Genomic DNA, 25,094 nt, shown 5'->3' with positions numbered 1-25,094 from the left:
GAAGAAACTAAAGTTGTATTAAAAGAAGATTCGCTCGATAAAGACATTGTGCTAAAGGTTAGCTAATACTGTCAAGCTTTTTTAGGATGAGACACCCCAAAAGTAAAAAAAAGCCTCACGCTCGGTCTGGTCGTTAGGTTAGCGAAGCGTTCTTACGACCATAATTGCTCCCGAGAGTGTTCACTGAACCTCATCTCGTTCAAGACTGTGTCTTGGACGTTTTTTTTCATTCAGTTTCAAACTGAATGAAAGTTTAGCACAAGTGACGCTTTGCTTAATACTTGCGCTAGTTGGGGGTAAATTTGACTATGGAACACTGACAAAAATCTACTGTGTAGCGATTTTAGCGAATAATATCAAAATTACACATGTTATCACAATGTTTCAAATCTCAGAAACGAACAAGGTGAACTAATTGACGACCAAATGACGTTTGTTACGGTAGAATTAGATAAATTTATGTTAAAAGAGCTTGATTGTCAAACAGATTTACAAAAACTGATTTATACGATGAGAACGATACATACAGTAACTCAACCAACTCAATTCCCTAAGTTTTGGGATGAAGAATGGCTTAAAGTAGCTATTGACGAGTTAGATAGTCGTAAAATGACCCCTGACGAAAAGGCTTCATTGGAAATTCTGATTGCCCGAAATGCTGAATCAGTGAAAGCTGAGAGTAGAAAAATTAAAGATGCAGAACAGAGAATAAAAACAGGAATGGTAAAGAAAGCATTATTAAAAGGGTTTGATATTGAAACTACCGCAGACTTAGCTGACGTTTCAATTGATTTTGTTATATCTGTCCAACAAAAACTTTCTTGAAACTAACTTAATGTACAAATTTATTGAACTTTGTAATACATTGAATAAAAGCCCTAAATTGGGCTTTTGTGCTTTCTATCTCTTCATCAATAATTAATAATCGTCTAATCGTTGGTTAAGCAAAGCGTTCCTACAACCAGATAAAGCCAAAGTTGTGTTTAAAAAAGTCGCCCGAAATATCCAAAAAACTGTCCAAGAAGCGATAAAACTCAATCTAAAAAATTGCTTGAAATGTCTAATTATCAACTTAGATTCCTACTTTTCAATTCTTCATTGATTATCTTGATGCTGCTATAATTTATAAACAAGATAGGCGAAAGTGAAAGTGCAACAGCAATAAGGCTTATTCCTATGAATCCTTGTGTAATTGCCAATAAGGTAGCCATAATTAGTAACACAGTAAGTAAACCCGCTAATACGCCTGTTACCATTGTTGTAGCTTTTTCCTTTTTGATTAAGTCCTCAGCCGATAAATCACTAAATTTTTCCTTTGCTATTTTTATTGCCATTTTTTTCTCTGTTTTGATTGTTATTGTTTTTATGCTTACCGCCAACTACTAAATATACGAATGTTTGCGGTTTTTTCTAAAATTAAATATTTGTTACAAATAAAGAGCTAAACTGTTTTTAAACTACTTATTTTCAATTAAATACCCAATTCATTCGTTCCAGTAATCAGTTTCTCGGTCTGATCGTTGGTTAAGCGAAGCGTTCCAACGACCAGATGGTCTGCTACCCCAGGAAACTACCCAAAAATAAAAGCTATCAATCGTCGATTGATAGCTTTTATTTTTAACATTAACTCTTACTTACAAATCCACCTTCTGCATTTTCGGAGTAAGTAAATGAATTATTCCCCAAGCTAACAAATACGCAAAACCACAAACTAAGAATATGATATTATAGCCGCCGTTAAGGTCGCCCAATAATTTATATTTATCTAAAATAATCCCAATAAAGTAAGGAAACAAAACCCCTCCCAACGAACCTGCCATTCCACCAATACCTACGACGGAACTAATGGCTTTTTTCGGAAACATATCTGAAACAATGGTGAAAATATTGGCACTCCAAGCCTGATGTGCCGAAGCTGCCAAGCTTATCAAAAATACTGCTACCCAAATGTCAGAAGCGTAACGAGCCAACATAATTGGTGTTACAGCAATCGCAAAAATCAACATGGCAGTTTTTCTAGCTTTGAAAACCGTCCAGCCTTTTTTGATAAAATAACCCGACAAATAACCGCCTCCGATACTTCCAATGGTTGTACAAGTATATAAAACGGCAAGATGCAAGCTTGGCTTTTTTAAATCTAAAGAAAAAGTTGAAGAAAAATAAGAAGGCAACCAGAATAGAAAAAACCACCAGATTGGATCCGTCAAGAATTTCCCAACTACAAAAGCCCAAGTTTGTTTGTATTGAAACAATTGAAGCCAAGGAACTGAAGCACCAGTAATTTCTTCTTCGTTATCGCTATGAATATGTTGAAATTCTGCTGCTGAAAGATTTTTCTTACGAGCAGGCAATTCATAAATAAACCACCAAAATATCAACCAAACAAAACCTATTGCACCAGTAATGATAAATGCTTCTTCCCAACCATAAGCACCCAAAATCCAAGGTACCATAATCGGTGCGACTACCGCCCCAATGTTTGCTCCAGAATTAAAAATCCCTGTGGCTAAAGCTCTTTCTTTTTTAGGAAACCATTCCGCTACTGATTTAATGGCAGCAGGGAAATTTCCTGCCTCCCCAAAACCCAAAGATGCTCTGGCAATACTAAAGCCTAAAGTAGTTTTAGCCGCAGCATGAAAAATAGCAGCGATACTCCAAATAATAATGGAAATTGTATAGCCTAATTTCGTGCCGATTTTATCAATAATTCTCCCGAAAATCAATAGTCCAATGGCATAAGCTGCCGTAAATGCCATTACTACTTTAGAATAATCACTTTCTGTCCAAGATAATTCTTTTTCGAGTGTTGGTTTCAACAAGCCAATTACTTGTCGGTCAAGATAATTGATGGTTGTGGCAAAGAATAATAAGGCGACAATCGTCCAACGGTAAGTACCTGAATTTTTCATAGTTAATTGTTAAAGAATCATTTATAAGCGGTGATTGTCTGGATACTTCCATCTGAATTGTGCTTCAATTCCGTCACTTTTACATTTCTTAAATGTGTTTTTCCAGAAAGTTGAACATCATGATAGAACAAGTACCATTTTCCTTCTACTTCAACAATTGAATGGTGATTTGTCCAGCCCTCAACAGGATTCAAGACTACCCCTTGATAAGTAAAAGGGCCATAAGGATTATTTCCCGTAGCATAATTGATAAGATGCGTATCGCCCGTTGAATAAGAAAAATAATATTTTCCTTTATATTTATGAACCCAAGAAGCTTCAAAAAAACGTTTGGAATTATCGCCTGCTAACAATACTTTCCCATTTTTATCAAGGATTTTTACATCTTTTGCTTCTTCGGCAAAGCTCAACATGTCTTTACTTAATTTCGCAATTTTGGGTGCTAAAGCTGGCTGATTATCATTTTGCAATTTCCCTTTTGGGTCATAAGTTCCTGTTTTCCAACGCTGTAATTGTCCACCCCAAATTCCACCAAAGTACATGTAAAAATTCCCATCTGTATCTTTAAACACACTTGGGTCGATACTAAAGCTTCCTTTGATAGGCTCTTTCTCTGCTTTAAATGGACCTACAGGACTTTTGCTTGTGGCTACACCCATTCTGAAAACATCTTTTTTGTCTTTCACTGGAAAGTACAAATAATAAGTACCATTTTTGAATGCTGCATCTGGCGCCCATAATTGGCGACCAGCCCAAGGAATATTTTTAATATCTAAAGCTACACCATGATCTGTTACTTTTCCTCCAATTTTATCCATTGATAAAATATGATAATCTTTCATATCAAAATGACCACCTTCATCATCTTGTGGCACACCCGATTCAATATCATGTGATGGATAAATATAAATTTTGCCATTGAATACATGTGCAGAAGGATCGGCAGTGTAAATATGCGAAACCAAAGGTTTAGAAATAGGCTTTTTACTTTGTGCAAACACAGCCAATGAAGTGGCAAGAAATAAAGCAGTTAAAAATTGTTTTTTCATGGAAATTAACATTAGGAGTGTTGAAAATTCAAAGCTATTCAGCTACGAATTTTCCAGATAGATTCAAATTATTTAAGACAAATTTATAATAATATCCATCTTTTTCAAGATTATTACAATAAAATCATAGAACACATCGGAACACCTGATTGACTTAGGCTTTCACTAGGATGCGACTAAAGTCACACCCTAATGAAAGTAAGATTTGAGCCATCGTTTTTATACCTGAAAACTTTTACTCATTTACTTAAAGTTGTACTTATCTAAAGTTTATAGCCTAAAACCCAATTGAATTTCCACCATCTACAGGAAGAGAAGCACCAGTAATATACTTTGCTTCATCAGACGATAAAAATACTGCTGCCATACCAATATCCTCGGGCTGGCCAAAATAGCCCATTGGCGTTCTGTCGAGAGCTTTGTGTTTTCGAGCAGGGTCGGAATTCATAGCGGTTTTTGACATTGCCGTTTCGATAAACCCTGGTGCAATCGCATTTACACGAACATTTTCCGTAGAAAATTCCATCGCCAAAGCCTTCACCATGCCTTCAACGCCACATTTTGAAGCCGTATAAGCGACTACTCTGTCGATGCCATAATAGGCAGCCATTGAGGAAATCATCAAAATTGAACCGCTTTTTCGTGGAAGCATTCGTTTAGCACAAGCACGAGTCAGGGCAAAAACGGCATTCAAATTGGTATTGACAACTCTGCTAAATTCTTCGTCTGTTACTTCTACCGCAAATTTTTTCATATTGATTCCAGCATTATTGACCAAAATATCAATCGCTCCAATTTGTGATTCAATTTGCTCAACTAAGTCTTCCAAATGCTCTAAAGCTGTCACGTCGTTGACGAAGTAAAAAGCATTTTCGCCCAATTCTGCCACGGCATCTTTCAACATTTGTTCACGTCTGCCAGTCATGACCACTTTCGCTCCTGCTTTAATCATGCACTGAGCAATGGCAAAACCAATTCCACTTCCGCCCCCAGTAATTAGGGCAATTTTTCCTTGTAATGAAAACATAATTTTATGTAAGCTGTGAGCTATGAGTTGTGAGCCATCAGCTTTTTAATGTTATTGTAAATCTAAAGTATTTAAGGACATATTTTTGACACAGAGTTTAGCAGAGCTTTGTCTTTGTAAGAGTTCCACAGAGTGTTGTATGGTAATATTTCTCTGTGAAACTCTTTATATTCTCTGTGTTACTCTGTGTCAAGCTCTCGACTCAAAGCTCATCGCACACAGCTAAAAAGCTACCTCAACTGATAAATCTCTACTAATTTTGTTACTTCTTCCAAACTCCTTTCTGGTTTCGGGAATTGGGCAGGAATTGGCATTTTTGAATATTGCCGGAAGTACAAAACACAGGCATCTCTCCACCAAATCGCTTCTCTCTCTTGTACTGCCAAACGACCTGCAACGTCTTCAAAAATCTCTTTATCAATATTGGGTTTCACGGAATTCCATTCTTTGCGCATGTCTTTTACTGATTGTAAACCTGTATAATAGCGAGTACAGAGTTCATCCCAAAGTGTATTTCCTGTTGATAATTTTGTTTTCCAGCCTACGTGATGAAACCACAATAAATACGGTAATGGTGTTTTGGCTGGGTCATTCCATTGATTTTGTACTTCTTGCGTATAAAGTAAAAGTGCTTCAGAGCCTTTTTTTGTTCTATCGCAACCAATCCCTAAAGTATCTGCACGGTGGTAATATGCCGAAGCCCAATCGGGACGGTCGCTTTTCATCAACCAAGGCTCAGGGCCAAAGTGAATGCCTTGCCCCATGATGTGATGTAAACCCAAAGGAGTAGTGAAATTCACATAATTTTCACGAGATTCTGTCAAAATTTTTGTAATCGTTTTAACTGTTTTTGGTTCGTGACTCAATGTCATTTTCACCCATTCATCGGCAATTTGTTCAGATGATAATTCATGATTCCAAGCCAAACGACCAAAAGCATACCAATTGGCTTGCGACATAAAATGTCCTGTCCAATTTCTATCCGAACCCGTATTAGCAACACCAGCGATTGCCGTTAAATGATAATCGTGTAAAGAGCCATCTACCACTTTTGCTACCGTCGAACCTTTTCCATTCACATAAGTATCTGATTCTAAACACTCTTTAAACAATGGAGCTAAATACACCAAGTTGGTAGTAAAACCCAAGTACTCTTGCGTGATCTGAAATTCCATTGCCAAAGGCGTTTTGGGCATTGCTCCAAAAAGCGGATGAAAAGGCTCACGAGGCTGAAAATCAATCGGACCATTTTTTACTTGAACGATTACTTTTTTATCAAACTGTCCATCCAAAGGTTTGAAATCGTTATAAGCTTCTTTATAACGGTCGCCTTTCGGGTCATCTTTTGAACTTGGTTTATAAACAAATGCTCTCCAAATCACTACGCCAGTGTATGGTTTTAAAGCTTCCGCCAACATATTCGCTCCGTCGGCATGAGTTCTACCAAAATCTTGAGGACCAGGTTCACCTTCCGAATTGGCTTTTACTAAGTATCCTCCAAAATCTGGAATGATGCTATAAATTTCATTGGTTTTAGCTTGCCACCAAGCACGTACTTGTGGGTCGAGTGGGTCGGAAGTTTTTGTTCCTTTGAGAATTTTCGGAGCAGCAAAATTGATAGATAAAAATACTTTGATACCATAAGGACGAAAAACATCTGCCAAAGCTTTCACTTTCAACAAATACTCTTTCGTCATAAATCTTGCACTGGCATTTACGTTATTTACCACAGTGGCGTTGATACCAATTGAAGCATTCGCTCGAGCATAATCTTTATAACGTGGGTCGATATTTTCAGGCAATTCATACCATTTCCATAAGGAAGAACCTGCATAACCTCTTTCGATTGTTCCAAGCGGATTATCCCAATGATTCAACATTCTGTATTGAATTTTAGGATTACTTACTATCGAAATATTCGATAAAGATTTTCCCGTTTGAATACTTCTTAGTAATTCAAATGTACCGTATAAAATCCCTTTTTCAGTATTAGCATTGATGACGATATTACCATTTTGACTTGTAATCGAATAGCCTTCTTCATTCAAATCTTTGTTGAGAGACAATTGGAAGACAATTCCGCCAGTACTTTTTGAAGAAGCAATTACAGGAACAGTTTTTCCTAATAAGCCTTTTAAACCCGATTGCAATTCAATGGAAGCCGTTTTTACGATTTCAAGTTGAGAATTTACAGCGATGAATTTCGTTATACGAGCATAGCTTTCTCGTTCTTTCTGATTCTTAATTAAATCATATTTCAGCCACAAACGATAGCCATCATCTGCAAAGGTTTTTATGCTTAGAAAAAGCAACAAAAGGCAAATTATTTTTTTGAACATTTTAGATAAATTTTCTTGAAACAAATACTGATGACATAAAACCTTACTCCAAACTTCGCTCAATCCCCAATTGTAAACCTCTTAATTCTGCTAAACCTTTCAAGCGACCGATGGCTGAATAACCCGGATATGATTTACTTTTCCCTGTTTTGTCCAAATCATCCAACATTAAATGTCCGTGGTCTGGTCGCATCGGAATTGAAATTACGCCTTCATTACTTGCTTTTCTTCGCTTTTGTTCCAACACAATTGCTTTCACCACTTCGTACATATCTACATCGCCTGCCAAATGTGCAGCTTCATGAAAATTGAGTGGATTTTCTTCTCTTTTGGTGGTGCGTAAATGAATAAAATGAATGCGTTCGCCAAAGCGTTGAATCATTTTTGGTAAATCATTGTCTTCACGCACGCCCAAAGAACCCGTACAGAAAGTAATACCATTTGCTAATACATCGCAAGCGTTCATCAATTGGGCTAAGTCATTTTCGGTACTTACTACTCTGGGTAAACCTAGTAAAGATTTTGGTGGGTCGTCGGGATGAATACATAAATTCACACCTAATTCCTGAGCCAATGGAGCAATTTGTTGTACGAAATAGTATAAGTTGGCTCGCAGTTCTGCATCTCCAATATACTTGTAATTATCCAATAAAGCTTGAAAATTACTGAGTTCAAAAGCTTCTTCCGAACCAGGCAAACCTAATAAAACAGTATTCGTCAGCAAAGCGATTTCTTCGGCAGTCATACGTTCAAACTTCTGTAAAGCAGAGGCTTGTACTTCTTCCGAATAATCTAAAGGAGCTTTGGGTCTCTTCAGAATATATAAATCAAAAAGAGCAAAATCTTCCCAAACAAAACGCAAGGCTTTTGAGCCATCGGGCATTTCATAATTTAGGTTTGTTCGTGACCAATCAAGTACGGGCATGAAATTATAACATACCGTTTTGATGCCACAAGTCGCCAAATTTTGGAGTGAAATCTTGTAATTTTCAATGTAGATTTCTCTTGAAGGCAAACCTTTTTTGATGTCTTCATGAACAGGCAAACTTTCTACAACCGCCCAAGTAAGAGGAGTATATTTATCATTATCCGCTTCAATGATTTGAATCCGTTCTTTGATTTTTTCAATCGTCCATATTTCCCCAACAGGAATTTGGTGCAAAGCCGAAACTATGCCCGTACAACCTGCTTGGCGAATGTGCATCAAAGAAACTGGGTCGTTGGGACCAAACCAACGCATTGTGTGCATCATAGGAGTTCTGAATTGTGAGTTTTGAATGATGAATTAAAATATTGATATACAATACCTTAATCTCGATAAATCTATTTATTTTTTAATTTAATAACCAAAAAGCTTGCTACTCAAAGCTCGTCGCTCGAAGCTGTTAGCTCACAGCTAAACCAAAGTATGAGCAAACTTTTGTGCTTTTATTGATAATTCTGTTGCTAAAAAGCAGTGTTCTTGGGTCATTGCAGTTTCTGTACGGTTCACAATATCGTTTACTAATTGTTCACCATAAGGCAATACTTCATTGCTACAGTCGATGTATTTGGTTTCTTTGTTATTCACCAAGTATAAATTATTGCCATGATCACGACTGGCAATATCAATATTTTTACGGATTTCAATATAACCTTCTGTTCCAAGAATCGTCAAGCGACCATCGCCCCAAGTTTTTAAACCGTCTGGTGAAAACCAATCTACTCTTACATAGCCTGTACCTTCGTTTCCTCGCAAAACCATATCGCCAAAATCTTCAAACTGTGGATATTGTTTGTGGGTATAATTCGCTACTTGCGAACTTACGATTTCGGCTTTGGTTGAACCCGTAAAAAATAAAAACTGATCACATTGATGCGAACCAATGTCGCAAAGGATGCCTCCAAATTGTTTTTTATCAAAAAACCAAGCTGGTCTCGACGCAAGATTGATTCTATGTGGACCCATACCAATCGTTTGTACTACTTTTCCGATCGCTCCTGCTTTTACCAATTCTCCAGCTTTTACGGTTGCTCTGTTTTCAAAGCGTTCGCTGTACATAATTGAATAAATTCGCTTGGTCTCTTTTTGTACTTTTCTTACTTCTGCTAATTGCTCAAGTGTCGTAATACCCGGCTTGTCCGACATAAAGTCTTTTCCGTGTTTCATTACTCTAATGCCCAAAGGAGCTCTTTCGCTGGCAATCGCAGAACTTAAAACTAATTGAATAGATGAATCTTCCAGAATTTCTGCTTCGCCAGATGCCTGTTTTGCATTGGGGTATCTTTTAGCAAAATTGCTTAACAAATCTGCCTCTTTCGCAAAGTAAGAAACCAATTCTCCACCACCACGAATAACAGCTTCTACTTGTCCATAAATGTGAGCATGATTCATCCCAATCACAGAAAATTTGATTTTTGGAGCAATATTTTGATGAATATATGGAGCAACAATCGTTTGATTTTTTGTCGTTCCTGCGATAATTTCTTGTGAAATACTTGGTAATAATACCAAACCAGTAGCTGAAGTAATTGTATTTTTAAGAAAATCTCTACGTTTATTTTGTTCGTTTTTCATCGTTAAAATGCGGTTTTATTTAGTTGATTTACTTTTTTTAGCAATTTCCAATGCTTTAGTCGTGGTATAATATTTTGAAATCATGTTCGGTACTTCCCAAGCTGGTAATTTACCTACTTTCAAAAATTCCAAGTATTTTTCAGTTACTCTTCCAAAATGTGCTTCATGTCCTTCTTTGTACTTTTCTGGGATGATTACTTCCCAGCCCTTTGTATTTTTTTTCACCGAAACACCCGCAAAATCTTTTTGTAATTCTGCTATAGCTTTTTGAATTTCTGCTTCATAATTGCCAGAAACATTCACAGGCTCAATGTATAAAGTAGGTTTATAAGCTTGTTCTGCTCCTTGACGAATGATAAGATTTGCTTTCGTACCACGCATAATTGAGTAATGCGTATCGCCACCACCTTCGGGAGCTTTATAAGCCCAAATCACAGAAGCTTTGGCATGAACACCTTTTAGCTGATAATTGATTTCGCCATTGGCATAGATTTTCAAAGTAGTATCATTGGCTAAATCTTTCTTTAAAAAAGTTGGAAAACCATCCGTTTTGGTAATGGTTTTAAACTGATTTAAAGTCATATCAGTCGTCCATCGCTTGGCATTCGTGATTTTGATGTCTTTTCTGTAATCAATTACTTGTTCAGGAAAACATTCCCATTGAATCAAATCGACCAAATGCGTCGTAACATCCACAATTCCTTCGCCTTGTTGGGCTACGTCCATAAACCAAGTAGGTCTTGTGAGTACACTTCCTGAAACGTATTTATAGAAATGATGTACACTTTCTTTGGTTACGGCAGGATTATCTGGTGTTCCTTTTTCAAGTTTTCCAAAAACCGAAGGAATCAATGAAAAAGCTCTTTGCAACATCGTACTGATTTCATAACGCTCCGTCATAATATCATAAAGCAATACTTTCTTTTCAGATGCTTTTTTAAACGTCGCTTGTAACTTGGCAAAATCTTTTGAAGCAATAATCATCGGTTTATCAGAAAGTACATTGAAACCCGCTCCAACTGATTTAGCCAAATAATCTGCCTTAATTCTGTTATTTCCAGCAATTACAACCACATTTCCCTTCTTTTCAGCCAGCATTTTTTCCAGATAATCATTCCCTGCATAGATTTTTTCATGCCAATCCGTCGGCTTATCAGCTCTTGAATTGTAGGAATTAATTCTATCTAAATGATAATGAAGGTCGTTGCCTACTGGCGCATAAACATGCACCGTTGAACTTACTTCAGGGTACATATTTTTCTGTACCAATGCTGCATGAAAATGCCCAGGGTCAAGTGTGATGAGGTTTACTGTCTGCTTCTGACTTTGTGCAAAAACAGTAGAAGACAAACCTAATCCAATACTTAACAGTGTTTTATTGATATGAATAAATTTCATGGTGTTTTTTTTAGCTGTGAGCTATGAGCCGTGAGCTTTGAGCTTTTTTTATTTGCTTTATTAATTGATTTTGGGTCAATTATACACAGAGTTTTTAATGAGTATCACAGAGTATTTTCGCTAATCTCTGTGATACTCTGTGTCTTATTCCGAAATCTGAAATCCGACACCCGAAATCCGTTATCCCTTTATCGCAAAAGGTTTTCTTTGTTCTCTGGCTAATAATAAATTCGCTTCTGGGTCATTGACGAAGCGTTCTTTTTTCGGATTCCAGTATAATTTACGATTCAGTTTCATCGCTGCGTGATGCAACAAACAAGCCGAACATGAACGATGCCCAACTTCGGCAGGTGCAATCGGCTCTTTTCTGGAAACAACACTTTCCAACCAGTTTCCATGATGGTCTTTACTGACTGGCAAGTGAATTTCGTTTTCACCAATCACCGAAGTAATAATTTTTGGGTCGCTGGCATCAAGGGCTTTGGCAGCCATTTGTTTAGCAATTGGGTCGCTTGCTGTAACAGAAGAATCGCCTCTTGAAACAAAAATCCAGCCTTCTGTTCCTTCAAATTTTATTCCGTTTGGCAATTCGTTACTTACTACCATTCTTACACCATTTTCATACATGGCTTCCGTCGTGAAAATACCGTGAACATTCCAAAGTCCTTTTTTAGGGAAATCCGCTTTTCCCCAAATTTCGATTGGCCCTGTATGTTCCGTATTCATTGCCCAGTGCGCACAGTCGATATGATGTGAACCCCAACCTGTAATCATACCCGCTCCAAATTGTTCGCAACGCAACCAACCCGGACGGTCGAAGCCTACTTGTGGATGTACTCTTTTTTCGGTATAAAATACTTCTGGCGTTGTGCCGAGCCACATATCATAATTTAAGTTTTTCGGAATTGGCATTTCAGCTTCTTCCTCGCCAGATGGGTCGCCCGGCAAGCCTACATAAACCGTTTTCAAAGTACCGATTCTGCCATTTCTCACCAATTCAGCAGCATATCTAAATTGATTAGACGAACGCTGTTGCGAACCAACTTGTACTATTCTTCCTGATTTTTTTACAGCATCTGCCATCATTCTACCTTCTGAAATCGTCAAAGAAGCTGGTTTTTGCATATAAACATCTTTCTTCGCACCAACTGCATGAATCACAATGGGAGCGTGCCAGTGGTCTGGAGTACTAACCAAAACGGCATCAATATCTTTATTCAATAATAATTCTCGGTAATCTGTATAAGTTTTTACGCCGTCAAAGTCTTTTCCTGATTTTTTGGTATAATACTCATTCACTAATTTTTTTGCTAAATCAGCACGATTGCCGTCCACATCGCAAACTGCCATAATTTGGGCATTATCGTGTTTCCAAACACCTGGCATATCATGTCCTCTGGAAATTCTTCCAGTTCCAATCGCTCCAATATTGATTCGATTACTTGGAGCATTTTTCCCAAATACTGAAGCAGGAACAATCGTTGGAAAACCTGCAATCACGGTACTTGCCAAGGTTCCTTTGATACCTAAATCAAGAAATTGTCTTCTTGATATGATGTTTTTCTCTTCTTGTGACATAGCATTTATCAAAATTTAAAATGATTTTCATAGTCTTCTTTTCAAAAAGTATCTTCATGACAGAGTTCTACTTATCTGAATCGTAAATAATTTTGAAATGACGATGTAAAGATGAAAATTAATTTTTATTATGCAATCGGTTGCATTGATTTTTTTACAATTATTATTTGAAATATATTATTATTACAACTGATAAAATTAACTTAAATTGCCTATAATAAACGCTTTAGCCATTTATTTTAACAAACAGGTTAAGTAAGGGTAAAGCTTAACAAACATTTATAAATGCAATTATTCTAATTGTTGCATAAAATTGTTTTATACTTGTAACATAATTATTCAATCTAAAACTCAGATAAACATATTTTCTAATTTCCAGAATATGATGCTGATTATAAAACTTATATCATGGGCAAAGAAATAACCATTTATGACATTGCTAGTCAGCTACAATTATCTCCCGCAACTGTTAGTAGAGCTTTAAATAATCATCCAGCCATTAATGAAAAAACAAAGGTTTTGATTAATGCAAAAGCAGAAGAATTGGGTTATCGTTCAAATAAATTTGCCAGTAATTTGCGTAAGCAAAAAACCAATACTATTGGTGTAATTGTACCGAGATTGAACAGTTATATCATGTCAACCGTCATTGCGGGCATGGAAAAAGTTGCCAATGATGAAGGCTTTAATTTAATCATTAGTCAATCGTTAGAATCTCAAAGAAAAGAAATCGCCAATACTAAAACCATGTTTAATAGTCGTGTGGATGGCTTGTTGGTTTCAGTAGCTTTTGATACCGATTCTTTTGAACACTTTCAGCCTTTCTTGAAAAAGAAGATTCCCTTAATTTTCTTCGACCGTATTTTTGAAAACAGCGATTGTCCCAATATCGTCATTGATAATGCCAAAGGCGGTTATGAAGCTACAAAACACCTGATTGAACAGGGTTTTAAAAATATCATACACATTACGGGTAATTTAAAAAGAAACGTGTATTCCGACCGTTTGAAAGGCTATCAACAAGCCCTTTCTGAATTTGAAATACCTTTCAAATCTGATAATGTTTGGGTTACGGCTTTGAGTCTTGAAGCTGGCAGAGAAGTAGCTCATCGCATAAAAGCCCTTCCTACTAAACCTGATGCACTTTTCGTTTCCAGTGATTTGTGTGCCGTAAGCTGTATCGCTACTTTAAAAGAATTGAATATTACAGTGCCAGATGATATTGCGGTGGTTGGCTTTAATAATGACCCAGTATCCCAAGTAATTTCTCCGAAACTCACTACAATTCATTATCCTGCTAAAGAAATGGGAGAAATGGCGGTAAAAAGTATGATTAACCACCTGAAAGGTAATTTTAATTTGGATGCAACCAATACCATTACTTTACGTTCTGAGCTGATTGTACGAGAGTCAAGTTTGTTTTTGACACATTCTTGATAAGGCAAATTGCATTTCTAAAAAATAAATTCGACCTTAGAGGAATGCAATTTAATAATTAATTTATGCCAAATCTTAACACAAAAATCAATAAAGATTATAGCTATGATGCCATCGTGATTGGCTCTGGCATGAGTGGCGGTTGGGCTGCCAAAGAACTTTCTGAAAAAAGTTTGAAAACCTTAGTCCTTGAAAAAGGAAGAATGGTGAATCATGTGGAAGATTATCCAACCATGATGTTAGACCATTGGGAATTTGCCCATCGTGGCGGACTTAGTTATGAAGACCAACAAAAACAGCATATTCAAATTAGAAGTGGTTTTGTGGGTGAATCGGTAAAACATTTTTTCACCAACGATATTGATAACCCTTACCAAGAAAAACAACGTTTCGACTGGATTCGAGGAAATCATGTTGGCGGTCGCTCGCTTACTTGGGGAAAACACGTGTATCGTTGGAGTGATTTAGATTTTGAAGCCAATGCCAAAGAAGGCATCGGAATAGATTGGCCCATTCGCTACAAAGATTTAGCGCCTTGGTACTCGTATGTAGAAAAATTTGTAGGCGTAAGTGGTGAAAAATTAGGTTTAGACCATTTGCCCGACGGCGAATTCCTTCCTCCTATCGAACTGAATTGTCTGGAAAAACACTTTCGAAAAGAAGTAGCACAAAAATTCAACGGTCGCCCAGTAACGACTGGACGAGTTGCTCACCTCACAGACCCACAGCCACAACATTTAGCATTAGGTCGTGGGAAATGCCAAAATCGTAATCGTTGTTCAAGAGGCTGTCCATTTGGAGCATACTTTAGCAGTAATTCGGCTACTTTACCAGCAGCAAACAATACAGGAAACTTCGCTATTCGTCCAAATTCTATCGTTCATTCTATCATTTATGATGAAAAAACACAAAGAGCCACAGGCGTAAGAGTAATCGACAGCGAATCAAAAGAAGAAATCATCTTCAAAGCAAAAATCATTTTTAGCTGTGCTTCAACCTTGGCGACGACACAAATTTTGATGAATTCAACATCCAATCGTTTCCCCAATGGAATGGGAAATGATAGCGGAGAATTAGGACATAATTTGATGGATCATCATTACAGAACTGGCGCAATGGGTTCACATGAAGGTTTTGAAGACCAATATTATAAAGGACGAAAACCAACGGGCTTGTTTATTCCAAGATTTGTGAATTTAGATGAGGCTTCTAAAAATCCAAATTTTGTGCGTGGCTACGACTATCAAGGAGCAGGTGCTGGTAGAGGAAGCTGGGGAAGAGGCGTAAACGAAGAAGGCGTTGGGGCAAGTTTTAAAGAATCGCTTTTCAAACCGGGCGGATGGGGAATGGCTTTGATGGGCTTTGGGGAAGTACTGCCATATCACGAAAACAAAGTAACACTAGACCCAGAAAAAACCGATAAATGGGGCATTCCACAATTAGTTTTTGATGCAGGTTTGAAGGAAAACGAAATGAAAATGCGTGAACAAATCAGGATAGATGCCGCTGAAATGTTGGAAAAAGCAGGATTCAAAAATGTAAAAACCTTTGATAATGCAGGTGGTTTGGGCGTTGGTGTTCATGAAATGGGAACTGCCCGCATGGGTCGTGACCCAAAAACTTCAGTATTGAATGGCAATAATCAAATTCATGGAGTTCCCAATGTTTTTGTAACGGATGGAGCTTGTATGACTTCTTCTTCTTGTGTAAACCCGTCTATTACTTATATGGCACTCACAGCACGAGCTGTTGATTTTGCCGTAGGTGAGTTAAACCGTAAAAATTTGTAGCCTTATGAACCGCAGAGAAGTCCTTAAAAATACTACTTTATTTTTGGGCTACAGCCTGTCGGCTGGCGCCTTGTCAGAGTTTTTTATTGCTTGTCAAAAAGAAGCCCAATTGAATTGGCAACCCGTTTTTCTTACCAACAATCAAGCTAATTTGATTGCCGAAATCGCCGAAACGATTTTGCCAAAAACCGAAACGCCTGGGGCAAAAGAATTGGGTGTACCTCAGTTTATCGATAAAATGTTGAAAGAAATGCTTTCGGAAGCAGACCAAAAAGCCTTCGTAGAAGACTTGGAAAAATTTGACGAAACTTGTGAAGAAGCCAATAAAAAGTCTTTTATTGAATGTAATCAACAAGAACGAGAAGCCTTTTTACTGAAAGCCGACAAAGAAGCAGGTAAGCTTCCCCCTTCGGCTTGGGGCATTACTTTGGTAGCCAAACCCGACTCCGTGGCATTTTTTAGAAGAGTAAAAAGTCTGACACTTTTGGGTTATTATACTTCAGAAAAAGTAGGGAAAGAAATTCTTTCTTATGATCCAATTCCCGGAGAATTTATTGCTTGTATGCCTTTGAGCCAAGTAGGCAATGCTTGGAATGAGTAAGATTTAGCCAACAAAAGAGTATTCCTTTACTTTTTTTACTTTTGGGTATATCATTTAAAAAATATAAAATAAGCAATGAAGAGATTTTGCCTTGCGCTTGACTTAGTAGATGACCCAAGCCTTATCGCTGAATATGAAGCCTATCATCAAAATATTTGGGAAGAAATCAGAGCGAGTATTTTAGGTGCTGGAATTATTGATATGGAAATCTATAGAATCATGAACCGACTATTTATGATTATGGAAACTGAAGACGATTTTTCATTCACTAAAAAAGGAGAAATGGATGCCAGTAATCCAAAAGTACAAGAATGGGAAACCCTGATGTGGAAATATCAATCAGCATTACCCATCGCCAAAGAGGGTGAAAAATGGCTTTTGATGGATAGGATTTTTAAGTTGGTATAATCATGTTAATAACGCTTAATCCTGTAAGGTTTTAAAAAACTTTACAGGATTTTTTATGCTCTTTTTTCCAAAAAACAATCATATACTTGTTTTATTATGCAACATTGTTGCATAAATATCCTACTTTTGTTCCATAAAAAGATAAAACACACTTAAATGACAAAGGAAAATCAATTTGACGTAATTATTATTGGAGGGGGTTATGCAGGGCTTTCAGCAGGTATGGCTTTGGGACGTGCGCTTAGAAAAGTTTTAATCATAGATGGCGGAAAGCCTTGTAATATCCAAACACCACATTCTCATAATGTCATTACACTGGATGGAGAAAGTCCAAGTGTTATTACTGAAAAAGCTAAAAACCAAGTATTAGCCTACAAAACCGTTACTTTTTTACAAGGATTGGTAACAAAAGCAAGCAGAACGAATGATGGAACATTTGAATTATTAACAGCTGAAGGAGAGACTTTTATCGCTAAAAAGCTTTTGTTTACTACAGGTGTTTCGGACATCATGCCTGATATAAAAGGCTTTTCGGAATGCTGGGGCATTTCGATTTTACATTGTCCGTACTGTCATGGTTATGAAGTAAAAGAACAAAATACCGGCATTTTGGGCAATGGTGAAATAAGTTTTGAATTCAGTAAACTCATCAGTAATTGGACAAAACAACTTACTCTTTTCACAAATGGCAAAGCGACTTTAACTGAAGAGCAAAATAAAAAACTTTCGGTACATCGCATTAATATTGTGGAAGATGAAATCAATAGTTTTGAACATGAAAATGGGGTAATTAAACAGATTGTTTTCAAAAATGGCACGAAACAAAGTATAGCTGTACTTTATGCTAGAATCCCGTTTGAGCAACATTGTAAAATTCCAGAAACAATGGGTTGTACTTTGACAGAACAAGGTCATATACAAATAGATGATTTTCAAAAAACAAGTATTGTAGGAATCTTTGCCGCTGGTGATAATACCACGATGTTTAGGTCGGTAAGCAATGCCATCGGAGCAGGAAGTAAGGCTGGTGCTTTGATTAATCATGAATTAATTAATGAGGCATTTTAGGTGATTAAAATCTGTGAGATTAGCCTTATTTAAAAAAAATGATAGCCCTTTTAGAAAAATATCATGATAAATGAAAAAGAAAAACTAGAATTTTGGGAAGTCAATTTTATTGAAAAGCATGAAATGTGGGGCTTTGAGCCTTCTAATTCTGCTATATTGGTAAAGGATTTCTTTGTTCAAAATTCAGTAAAAAACATACTTATCCCCGGCATTGGATACGGTCGGAATGCTCAAATTTTTAAAGATAACGGAATCGCCGTAACAGGAATAGAAATATCTAAAACAGCTATTGAAATGGCAAGAAAACATTATGGCTCAGATATGACTATTTATCATGGTTCTGTAACTGATATGCCATTTGATAATTGTCAATATGATGGCATATTTTGCTATGCTTTAATTCATCTATTGGATGATAACGAGCGAGAAAAGCTAATCCGTGACTGCTATAATCAACTAACAGATAATGGCTACATGGTTTTTACAGTTATTTCAAAAGAAGCGCCTACTTATCGCAAAGGCAAATTCATCAGTAAAGACCGCTACGAAATATTTGAAGGAGTACAAATGTATTTTTATGATATTGCCTCAATCAACGACGAATTTAGTAAAGCTGGATTATTTGAAATCACGGAGGTTAGCGAGAATTTTCCATTCTATTTAATTAAATGCAAGAAAGGCAGTAGCTAGAAAACTATATTTATACTTGTATAAAATATAGCTTTTGAAACTGAAATATTTATAAAGTCAAAGCCAAAGGCTTGAAACCCTAAGTGACTTTGACTTTACAAACTTTAAGTTATTAGTTTAAAAAATATGCCTTATTATTCTTCGTCCATTGTGCTAATGAAGTCATTTGAACAGGAAGTTTTTCTAATACTTCACTCATATTAGGATTGAATTTTGGTGGAAATTCTGTTGCGTTTTGAAGACCTTCATAATAAGAAGCAACACCTGTTGCACCTGCCTCACCTACAAATGGTTTAAGTATATCACCAAATTCTTTAGCAGGTTGTGTATAATACACTATTTTTTCACCTAAACCTTTAGAAAACTGTTCCGCTAAATCATTTCCTTTTAGATTTTCTAATCCACTAATCTGGAAAGAATCTGCTTTAAGTTTGTCATTGTAAATTGCTTCAACAACAAAAGCACTTACATCTCTGGAAGCTATCCAACCAATAGGCATTGCTTCTGGAGTAGGGTAAGCCAACTTCTTTTCGTTTTTCACAAAAGGTGCACAAAATGGTCCAAGCATATTTTCCATATAAATAGTGGGTTGTATGATTACATAATTCAATCCACTATTTTTTAAATAATCACTAATGTCCAATTTCACATCTTCACCGGGTATTCCTATTTTTTGGGGTGCTAGCCAGCCACTTGTGTTCCATACGATTTTTTTGACACCATTTGTCTTAGCTGCATCAATCACATTTTTGGCATATTGTAAGCCATCAAAAGGATTGGGTAAAGAAACAGGAACCATAAAAGCTATCGCATCTATACCTTTGGTGATTTCCTGCATTGTATTTGCATCACTCATATTTGCCAAAATAGGCATTGCCCCTGCTTGTTTTAATTTTTCAAAACTTGTTGCAGAACTTGTTGCAGCAATTACTTCTGCTCCTTTTTTTTTACCTTCAGATATTACATTGAATTGTTGTGAACCTGTGGCTCCGAATACTAAAATTTTCATTTTTATTCCGTTTTTAAATGTTATTGAATTGATTTTTCAGAACACTGAATTGTTATTTACACTTTGATAGCTATTTCCCCTTTTTTTCTGGTTGTGATATATTTCTTATTTAATTCAAAAATTATTTGTACAAAAGTATCTATCTACTTACTTTTGTACAAGTACTTACCTAAAAGTAAAGTACCCACCAAATGGTTAGAATAATTGAATATCAATGAATAAAAAAACTAAAATAATTTCGCCTTGTGATGAAAAATGTCCTGTGAGAGCTTCATTAACTCTGCTAAGTGGTAAGTGGACTTTGTTAATATTGTTTCAAATCAACGAAAATGTGATACGATATGGCGAGCTAAAAAGGGCTATTCCAGGCATTAGCGAAAAAATGTTGATACAAGAACTGAATATGCTTGTAGAAAATAAATTAGTCAGCAAAAAAGTCTATCCTGAAATTCCACCAAAAGTTGAGTATAGTCTGACTGAATTAGGATTGAAAACTTTACCCGTTGTGGATAAATTGGCTGAATTCGGTTTAGAGAATTTAGTTTGATGAACGCCCTCTTTGATACCGCTAAGTCTTTGATTTTATGAAGTAAAAGGAAATGAAAATAATGTAGCGACAATCCTTGCGGTTATCGTTCGGTGTTTAATATTTCGGTCAAAAAGCAAACAGTCGTTCGTAAAATACAAACGACTGTTATTATTCTATACATAAACTCTATTCAAATATCGCTACGGCTCTTGTCCAGCCAGCACTAGCAGCTTTTATTTTAGCAGGAAAACAAGCTACTTTAAACCCAAATGGAGGTAATTGATCAAGATTAGCTAATTTCTCAATCTGACAATACTCTTTTTCAATGCCTACATAATGTGCTTGCCAAATTACACCGTCTCTTGGATTGGCTTTATAATCTGCCGCTTGAATATGCAAAGGAATATCCCAGCCCCAACCGTCAGTTCCCATTACTTTAATACCTTGGTCGATAAGCCAGTGTGTCGCTTTGGCGGAAGCTCCTACGTGGATTTTCACAAAATCTGGATGATGCAAACGCTTATCGGCATCGCAACGAATCAAGACAATATCAAAAGGTTTTAAAGTATAGTTAATGGCAGCCAATTTTTCTATCAAATCTTCGGGCTCAAACATATAGCCATCTGGTTTATCGGTAAAATCCAAAACAACACCATCACGATAAAACCAATCTAAAGGCATTTCATCAATCGTTCTCGACGGTTTTCCTTCGCAAGTTGGGTAATAATGATAAGGAGCATCCACATGAGTTCCGCAGTGACTTGTTACGGTTAAAAACTCACCCGCTGGTCCATTTCCATTGATAAAAACATCTCCTTGAATTCCTTCAAAGAGTTTTCCTCCCATTTTTTTGGCTCCTTCTTTATGGTCTTCATACACAATTTTGGTAGGAAGTGGTTCTTTAATTTCTTCAGAAATGGTTACTGAAAGGTCTATTATTTTCATTTGAATAAGCTATTTTAAAACATGAATACTTAATGAAGAATGAACTGTACAATCAAAATTTAACTCAATAAAAGACACAGACTTTAAAAAATCTGTGTCTAAGCACTATTAAATCATTGTGTATTTTAAATACTAAATCACCTTATTTCGCAAAACACCAATTCCTTCTATTTCTAATTCCACTACATCACCCGGTTCAAGCGGACGGTGAACGGTGAAATTATTTTCTATCAAACTACCCCAACCTACTGTTCCAGAACCTAAAATATCACCTGGCATCATGGTTACATTGTTTTCAGAAGCACGTTCAATCATTTGTCCGAAAGTGTAATAAACAGTATTGTAATTACCATCACAAATCTGAACGCCATTGATTTTGGACGTCATTCGTAAATTGAAACGACCATTTTCACCCATGTACTGATCCATTTCATCTTTGGTGACAATACATGGTCCAATGGCATTGGCAAAATCTTTGCCTTTGTGTGGACCAAGTGGAATCATCATTTCACGACGCTGAATGGCTCTTGCCGTCCAGTCGTTGAAAACGGTATAGCCAAAAATATGGTCTTGAGCATCTTCGGCTTTGATGTCTTTGCCTTTTTTACCGATAATACAAGCGATTTCTAATTCAATGTCCAATTTTGTTTCACCAGCAGGACGTTTGATTTCATCATCTGGACCATAAATACCATGATGATTGGTAAAATAGAAAATCGGCATTTCGTACCATTCTTGTCCGATAGTATGTCCGAATGATTTTGAAGCATTCAACATGTGCATTTCAAAACCGATATAATCTCTGAAACTTCTCGGATTAGGAAGTGGAGCTAAAAGCTGTACTTCTGATAATTGATAATGTGGCTGTACTTCGCCCAAAGACTTAATTACGTCGAAGTACTCTTCGTGATGATCGATAAACGTAAGCATATCTGTTGGCAATTTTGTACTTGCCAAATTCATATCCACCACACCATCGCCTTGAAGCCAACCTGTACGGCTTTCGCCATTTGTATTTTTGAAAGTTACTAATTTCATAATAGCTTGGAGCTGTGAGCAATGAGCTAACAGCTTTTAAATGAATCTATGAATGATGTTCAATCTCTACTATTTCAAATTATTAAAAAAGCTCAAAGCTGATAGCTTTCAGCTAAATCTTAAATCGGCTCAGTTAATGCCATTCCTGTTTTACCCATCAACATTCCCATATTTGCTCCCTCAGGAAGAGCTTGGTCGTTGTATTCAAGTAATTCCCAAGCACCTAATGTTTCAGATACATCAACTACCATTTTGCAACGTTCATAACGACGTTTCATATAGCGTTCAAAGACATCAGTAAGCTCTCCTTCTTTTTGTAATTCCTCAACTAATACAACGGCATCTTCAATCGCCAACGCTGCCCCTGAACCCAACTGAGGAATAGTTGTATGAGCTGCATCTCCCAAAACAACCACGCTGTTTTTATACCAAGGTGCTGGCATTTTGAGCGTTTCTAATACTCGATAATTAACCAATTTAGCGTCGGTAACTTGTGGTATTAATTCCTGAACAAGCGGAACTGGATAAGCCGACATATACGTTTTTAGCTTTTCAACCAATTGATTTTCAGGAATCAAAGGATTATCACCCTCAGCAGAATTTAAGAATATGTAACAAGTATCGGCTGTCATAGGAATGACACCCATTTTATGTTTTTTATTAAAGAAGATATAACCCGTATCTAAATTAGCAGGACGCTTAAAGGCATATCGCCACACAGACAAACCAACATAGCTCAATTTAAACTCACCAAAAATAAGCTTACGTACTTTTGAGTTTACCCCATCGGCCGCAATCACAACATCATAGCTATCCTTTGTACCATCTGTGAACGTAACATGAGCAACATTTGGCTGGTTATCAATGGATTCCACCGTTACTCCCATGCGGTATTTTAAACCAACTTTCTGAGCTTCTTCAAATAATACATCGTGTAAAATTTTACGAGATATTCCATTATGGCTCGGAAATTTACCGATTGGTGGAGTACCAGCTTCACCAATTTGAACCCCGTGCGGCAAACACAATTTTACTTTTCCATAAGGAGAACCCCTTCGCATTGCTTCATCCGCCACACCGATGGCATCTAAAGCTCTTAAAGCATTAGCTTGTTGTATGATACCTACTCCATAAACATTAAATTCTTTATGTAGCTCTATTAAATCTACCTCAAAACCAGCTTTTTTTAAACCTATAGCAACAGACTGCCCACCAATGCCAGCCCCTACTACTAAAATTTTCTTTACCATCTTTTTGATATTTATTAAGATTGTTTTTGGACATGTATCAGGTATGAAACCGTACAACAAACATTAAGTGGGCAGTTTAATTTTAAAACGCTTAGCCATCAGATTTTACAAGAATAGAATAGGTTCAGTAATCTGATTAAGATGACTAAAACTCCTTAAATACCTTTATTTTATCTGAAAGCTGATGCCCGAAAACTAAGTCTACAAGGTTACTCAATACTTAACTATGCCTTAATTTTCTTAGCTATCCAGTCATACATATTAAATGATTTTGTAAAATCATCTACAGAGCAGTGAGCCGAACCACTTTCATCTTTTGGCACAATTTCCAAGACGTGTTCGCAAGTAAGTGCCTCATTTACTTTGTAAGCATTTTCTACGAAATTCTGACGGTCGTCTTCTCCATGCAAAATATAGGTAGGACATTGAATTTTCTCAGCAACGCCCTCCAATGTAAAGTTTTTCAATTTTTCACGAGCCTCTGTCATATTATCTGCACCCACAATGTGCTGTACAATTTCAGCTAAAGGGTGGTTGTCAGGACGATTTTTCCAAATATCATAATACGACCAAACCGCCCCAAAAATCATACAGACCTTAAAACGTGGCTCAAATGCTGCACAACGAGCAGCCATATATCCACCCATTGAAACTGCTCCAATACCTACACGAGAAGTATCAACGTGTTCGCCAAGATTTTCAATGATATAATCTAAAACAGCTGTTCCGGGGGCATTGTAGTCATAACGAGTATGTAAATGGTTCAATCTAAGTGCAGCTCCTTGTCCAGGACCATCCACCGCCATCATGGCAATACCACGTTCATTGAGGTGCTGTGCAATACCGAAATATAACTCTTCTGCCAAACTATCCAGCCCACCAAACATCACCATTACTGGAGGATTTACAACACCACTTGGTTTAAATAAATAAGCAGGTAAGAAAGATCCTTCAAAAGGGATTTCTAATTGCAATGGTTTCTCATCAAACAAATGAATCGCTTTAATGAAAGCATCACGGCATTTTAAGTAATAAGGAATTTTACGTTCATCATGTAAAGTCATAAAAAACTCACTTGTACGTAAATAATTGAAAGCCCTCAAGTAAGTTCTACGAGCAGAAACACTATGCCCTTCTTTTGCATAATTTTCGGCTAATTCATAGACTTTATCACCCATTTTAACCCAAGCTTTATTGAAACTTTCACGGTTAGCAGGGTCAATTTCACTTGCTACTTCTAATATTTCTGCAAATTCTCCTCCCCCATAATGAGCCTGCGTCAACGCACGGTTCACTTGGTAAGAAGGCATATATTGATTAGGGAAGTAATGCCACATTTTAATTATGAGTTATGAATTAATAATTATGAATTAAATGATGTCATTGCCTAAAATAGGTTGCCCTCCAACGGTAACATTTTATGGCAAAATTAAATTTAAAAACTGGTAAAAGTACAAACTACAAGATTCGTC

22 protein-coding genes are annotated in these 25,094 nt (G+C 36.7%); 8 read left to right on the top strand and 14 right to left on the bottom strand.

Features of this window, described 5'->3' with window-relative positions:
* Positions 1–426: 426 nt before the first annotated feature.
* The gene (locus ABID42_RS23780) at positions 427–825 is read left to right on the top strand and encodes a hypothetical protein (RefSeq protein WP_367285787.1); all 399 of its coding nucleotides are present in this window, start codon (positions 427–429) and stop codon (positions 823–825) included.
* A gap of 242 nt (positions 826–1,067) precedes the next feature.
* Here ABID42_RS23780 and ABID42_RS23775 read toward each other — a convergent pair whose 3' ends face one another.
* From ABID42_RS23775 to ABID42_RS23735, 9 genes are all read right to left on the bottom strand, one after another.
* Complete coding sequence (locus ABID42_RS23775) at positions 1,068–1,334, bottom strand: redox-active disulfide protein 2 (protein ID WP_367285786.1); 267 nt, start codon at positions 1,332–1,334, stop codon at positions 1,068–1,070.
* 300 nt (positions 1,335–1,634) lie between these two features.
* Complete coding sequence (locus tag ABID42_RS23770; RefSeq protein ID WP_367285785.1) at positions 1,635–2,909, bottom strand: MFS transporter; 1,275 nt, start codon at positions 2,907–2,909, stop codon at positions 1,635–1,637.
* Between the two features lie 17 nt (positions 2,910–2,926).
* A complete protein-coding gene (locus ABID42_RS23765) occupies positions 2,927–3,958 on the bottom strand; it encodes a glycoside hydrolase family 43 protein (RefSeq protein ID WP_367285784.1) in 1,032 nt (343 codons plus the stop codon).
* Between the two features lie 277 nt (positions 3,959–4,235).
* Positions 4,236–4,985, bottom strand: coding sequence for an SDR family NAD(P)-dependent oxidoreductase (locus tag ABID42_RS23760; protein WP_367285783.1), 750 nt, complete (start codon positions 4,983–4,985; stop codon positions 4,236–4,238).
* 230 nt (positions 4,986–5,215) lie between these two features.
* Positions 5,216–7,324 carry an alpha-glucuronidase family glycosyl hydrolase gene (locus ABID42_RS23755; RefSeq protein ID WP_367285782.1) on the bottom strand — a complete coding sequence of 703 codons (2,109 nt, stop codon included), beginning with the start codon at positions 7,322–7,324 and terminating at the stop codon, positions 5,216–5,218.
* A gap of 43 nt (positions 7,325–7,367) precedes the next feature.
* Positions 7,368–8,576, bottom strand: coding sequence for a mannonate dehydratase (uxuA, locus tag ABID42_RS23750; RefSeq protein ID WP_367285781.1), 1,209 nt, complete (start codon positions 8,574–8,576; stop codon positions 7,368–7,370).
* Positions 8,577–8,720: 144 nt separating this feature from the next.
* The gene (locus tag ABID42_RS23745) at positions 8,721–9,881 is read right to left on the bottom strand and encodes a Gfo/Idh/MocA family protein (RefSeq protein ID WP_367285780.1); all 1,161 of its coding nucleotides are present in this window, start codon (positions 9,879–9,881) and stop codon (positions 8,721–8,723) included.
* 15 nt (positions 9,882–9,896) lie between these two features.
* On the bottom strand, positions 9,897–11,279 hold the full coding sequence (locus tag ABID42_RS23740) for a putative oxidoreductase C-terminal domain-containing protein (RefSeq protein ID WP_367285779.1): 1,383 nt from the start codon (positions 11,277–11,279) through the stop codon (positions 9,897–9,899).
* A 180-nt stretch (positions 11,280–11,459) separates the two neighbouring features.
* Positions 11,460–12,857, bottom strand: a complete 1,398-nt coding sequence (locus ABID42_RS23735; RefSeq protein WP_367285778.1) for a Gfo/Idh/MocA family protein — start codon at positions 12,855–12,857, stop codon at positions 11,460–11,462.
* 408 nt (positions 12,858–13,265) lie between these two features.
* Between ABID42_RS23735 and ABID42_RS23730 the strand changes: the two genes are divergently transcribed.
* From ABID42_RS23730 to ABID42_RS23705, 6 genes are all read left to right on the top strand, one after another.
* A complete protein-coding gene (locus tag ABID42_RS23730) occupies positions 13,266–14,294 on the top strand; it encodes a LacI family DNA-binding transcriptional regulator (RefSeq protein WP_367285777.1) in 1,029 nt (342 codons plus the stop codon).
* A gap of 65 nt (positions 14,295–14,359) precedes the next feature.
* Positions 14,360–16,084, top strand: coding sequence for a GMC oxidoreductase (locus ABID42_RS23725; RefSeq protein ID WP_367285776.1), 1,725 nt, complete (start codon positions 14,360–14,362; stop codon positions 16,082–16,084).
* A gap of 4 nt (positions 16,085–16,088) precedes the next feature.
* Positions 16,089–16,685: a gluconate 2-dehydrogenase subunit 3 family protein gene (locus tag ABID42_RS23720; RefSeq protein WP_367285775.1), complete on the top strand. Its 597-nt coding sequence runs from the start codon at positions 16,089–16,091 to the stop codon at positions 16,683–16,685.
* Positions 16,686–16,760: 75 nt separating this feature from the next.
* The gene (locus ABID42_RS23715) at positions 16,761–17,093 is read left to right on the top strand and encodes an L-rhamnose mutarotase (RefSeq protein ID WP_367285774.1); all 333 of its coding nucleotides are present in this window, start codon (positions 16,761–16,763) and stop codon (positions 17,091–17,093) included.
* Positions 17,094–17,249: 156 nt separating this feature from the next.
* The gene (locus ABID42_RS23710) at positions 17,250–18,161 is read left to right on the top strand and encodes an NAD(P)/FAD-dependent oxidoreductase (protein WP_367285773.1); all 912 of its coding nucleotides are present in this window, start codon (positions 17,250–17,252) and stop codon (positions 18,159–18,161) included.
* 63 nt (positions 18,162–18,224) lie between these two features.
* A complete protein-coding gene (locus ABID42_RS23705; protein WP_367285772.1) occupies positions 18,225–18,851 on the top strand; it encodes a class I SAM-dependent methyltransferase in 627 nt (208 codons plus the stop codon).
* 112 nt (positions 18,852–18,963) lie between these two features.
* On the opposite strand, the gene ABID42_RS23700 is transcribed toward ABID42_RS23705, so the two are convergent.
* Complete coding sequence (locus ABID42_RS23700; protein ID WP_367285771.1) at positions 18,964–19,860, bottom strand: SDR family oxidoreductase; 897 nt, start codon at positions 19,858–19,860, stop codon at positions 18,964–18,966.
* Positions 19,861–20,074: 214 nt separating this feature from the next.
* Here ABID42_RS23700 and ABID42_RS23695 point away from each other — a divergent pair, with 214 nt between their 5' ends.
* Positions 20,075–20,407: a winged helix-turn-helix transcriptional regulator gene (locus ABID42_RS23695; protein ID WP_367285770.1), complete on the top strand. Its 333-nt coding sequence runs from the start codon at positions 20,075–20,077 to the stop codon at positions 20,405–20,407.
* 168 nt (positions 20,408–20,575) lie between these two features.
* On the opposite strand, the gene ABID42_RS23690 is transcribed toward ABID42_RS23695, so the two are convergent.
* The 4 genes from ABID42_RS23690 to ABID42_RS23675 all read right to left on the bottom strand — a co-directional run bounded on the left by ABID42_RS23690 (position 20,576) and on the right by ABID42_RS23675 (position 24,959).
* Positions 20,576–21,334 carry a cyclase family protein gene (locus ABID42_RS23690; RefSeq protein ID WP_367285769.1) on the bottom strand — a complete coding sequence of 253 codons (759 nt, stop codon included), beginning with the start codon at positions 21,332–21,334 and terminating at the stop codon, positions 20,576–20,578.
* A gap of 132 nt (positions 21,335–21,466) precedes the next feature.
* Entirely contained in the window at positions 21,467–22,372 is a 906-nt protein-coding gene (locus ABID42_RS23685; protein WP_367285768.1) for a fumarylacetoacetate hydrolase family protein, read from the bottom strand.
* Positions 22,373–22,491: 119 nt separating this feature from the next.
* Positions 22,492–23,622: an FAD-dependent monooxygenase gene (locus tag ABID42_RS23680; protein ID WP_367285767.1), complete on the bottom strand. Its 1,131-nt coding sequence runs from the start codon at positions 23,620–23,622 to the stop codon at positions 22,492–22,494.
* 224 nt (positions 23,623–23,846) lie between these two features.
* A complete protein-coding gene (locus ABID42_RS23675) occupies positions 23,847–24,959 on the bottom strand; it encodes an alpha/beta hydrolase family protein (RefSeq protein ID WP_367285766.1) in 1,113 nt (370 codons plus the stop codon).
* Between the last annotated feature and the right edge of the window lie 135 nt (positions 24,960–25,094).

The sequence above is a fragment of the Arcicella rosea genome (assembly GCF_040543805.1).
In the GTDB taxonomy this organism is placed as follows: Bacteria; Bacteroidota; Bacteroidia; order Cytophagales; family Spirosomataceae; genus Arcicella; species Arcicella rosea.
This window is presented reverse-complemented; position numbering and strand designations above follow the sequence as displayed.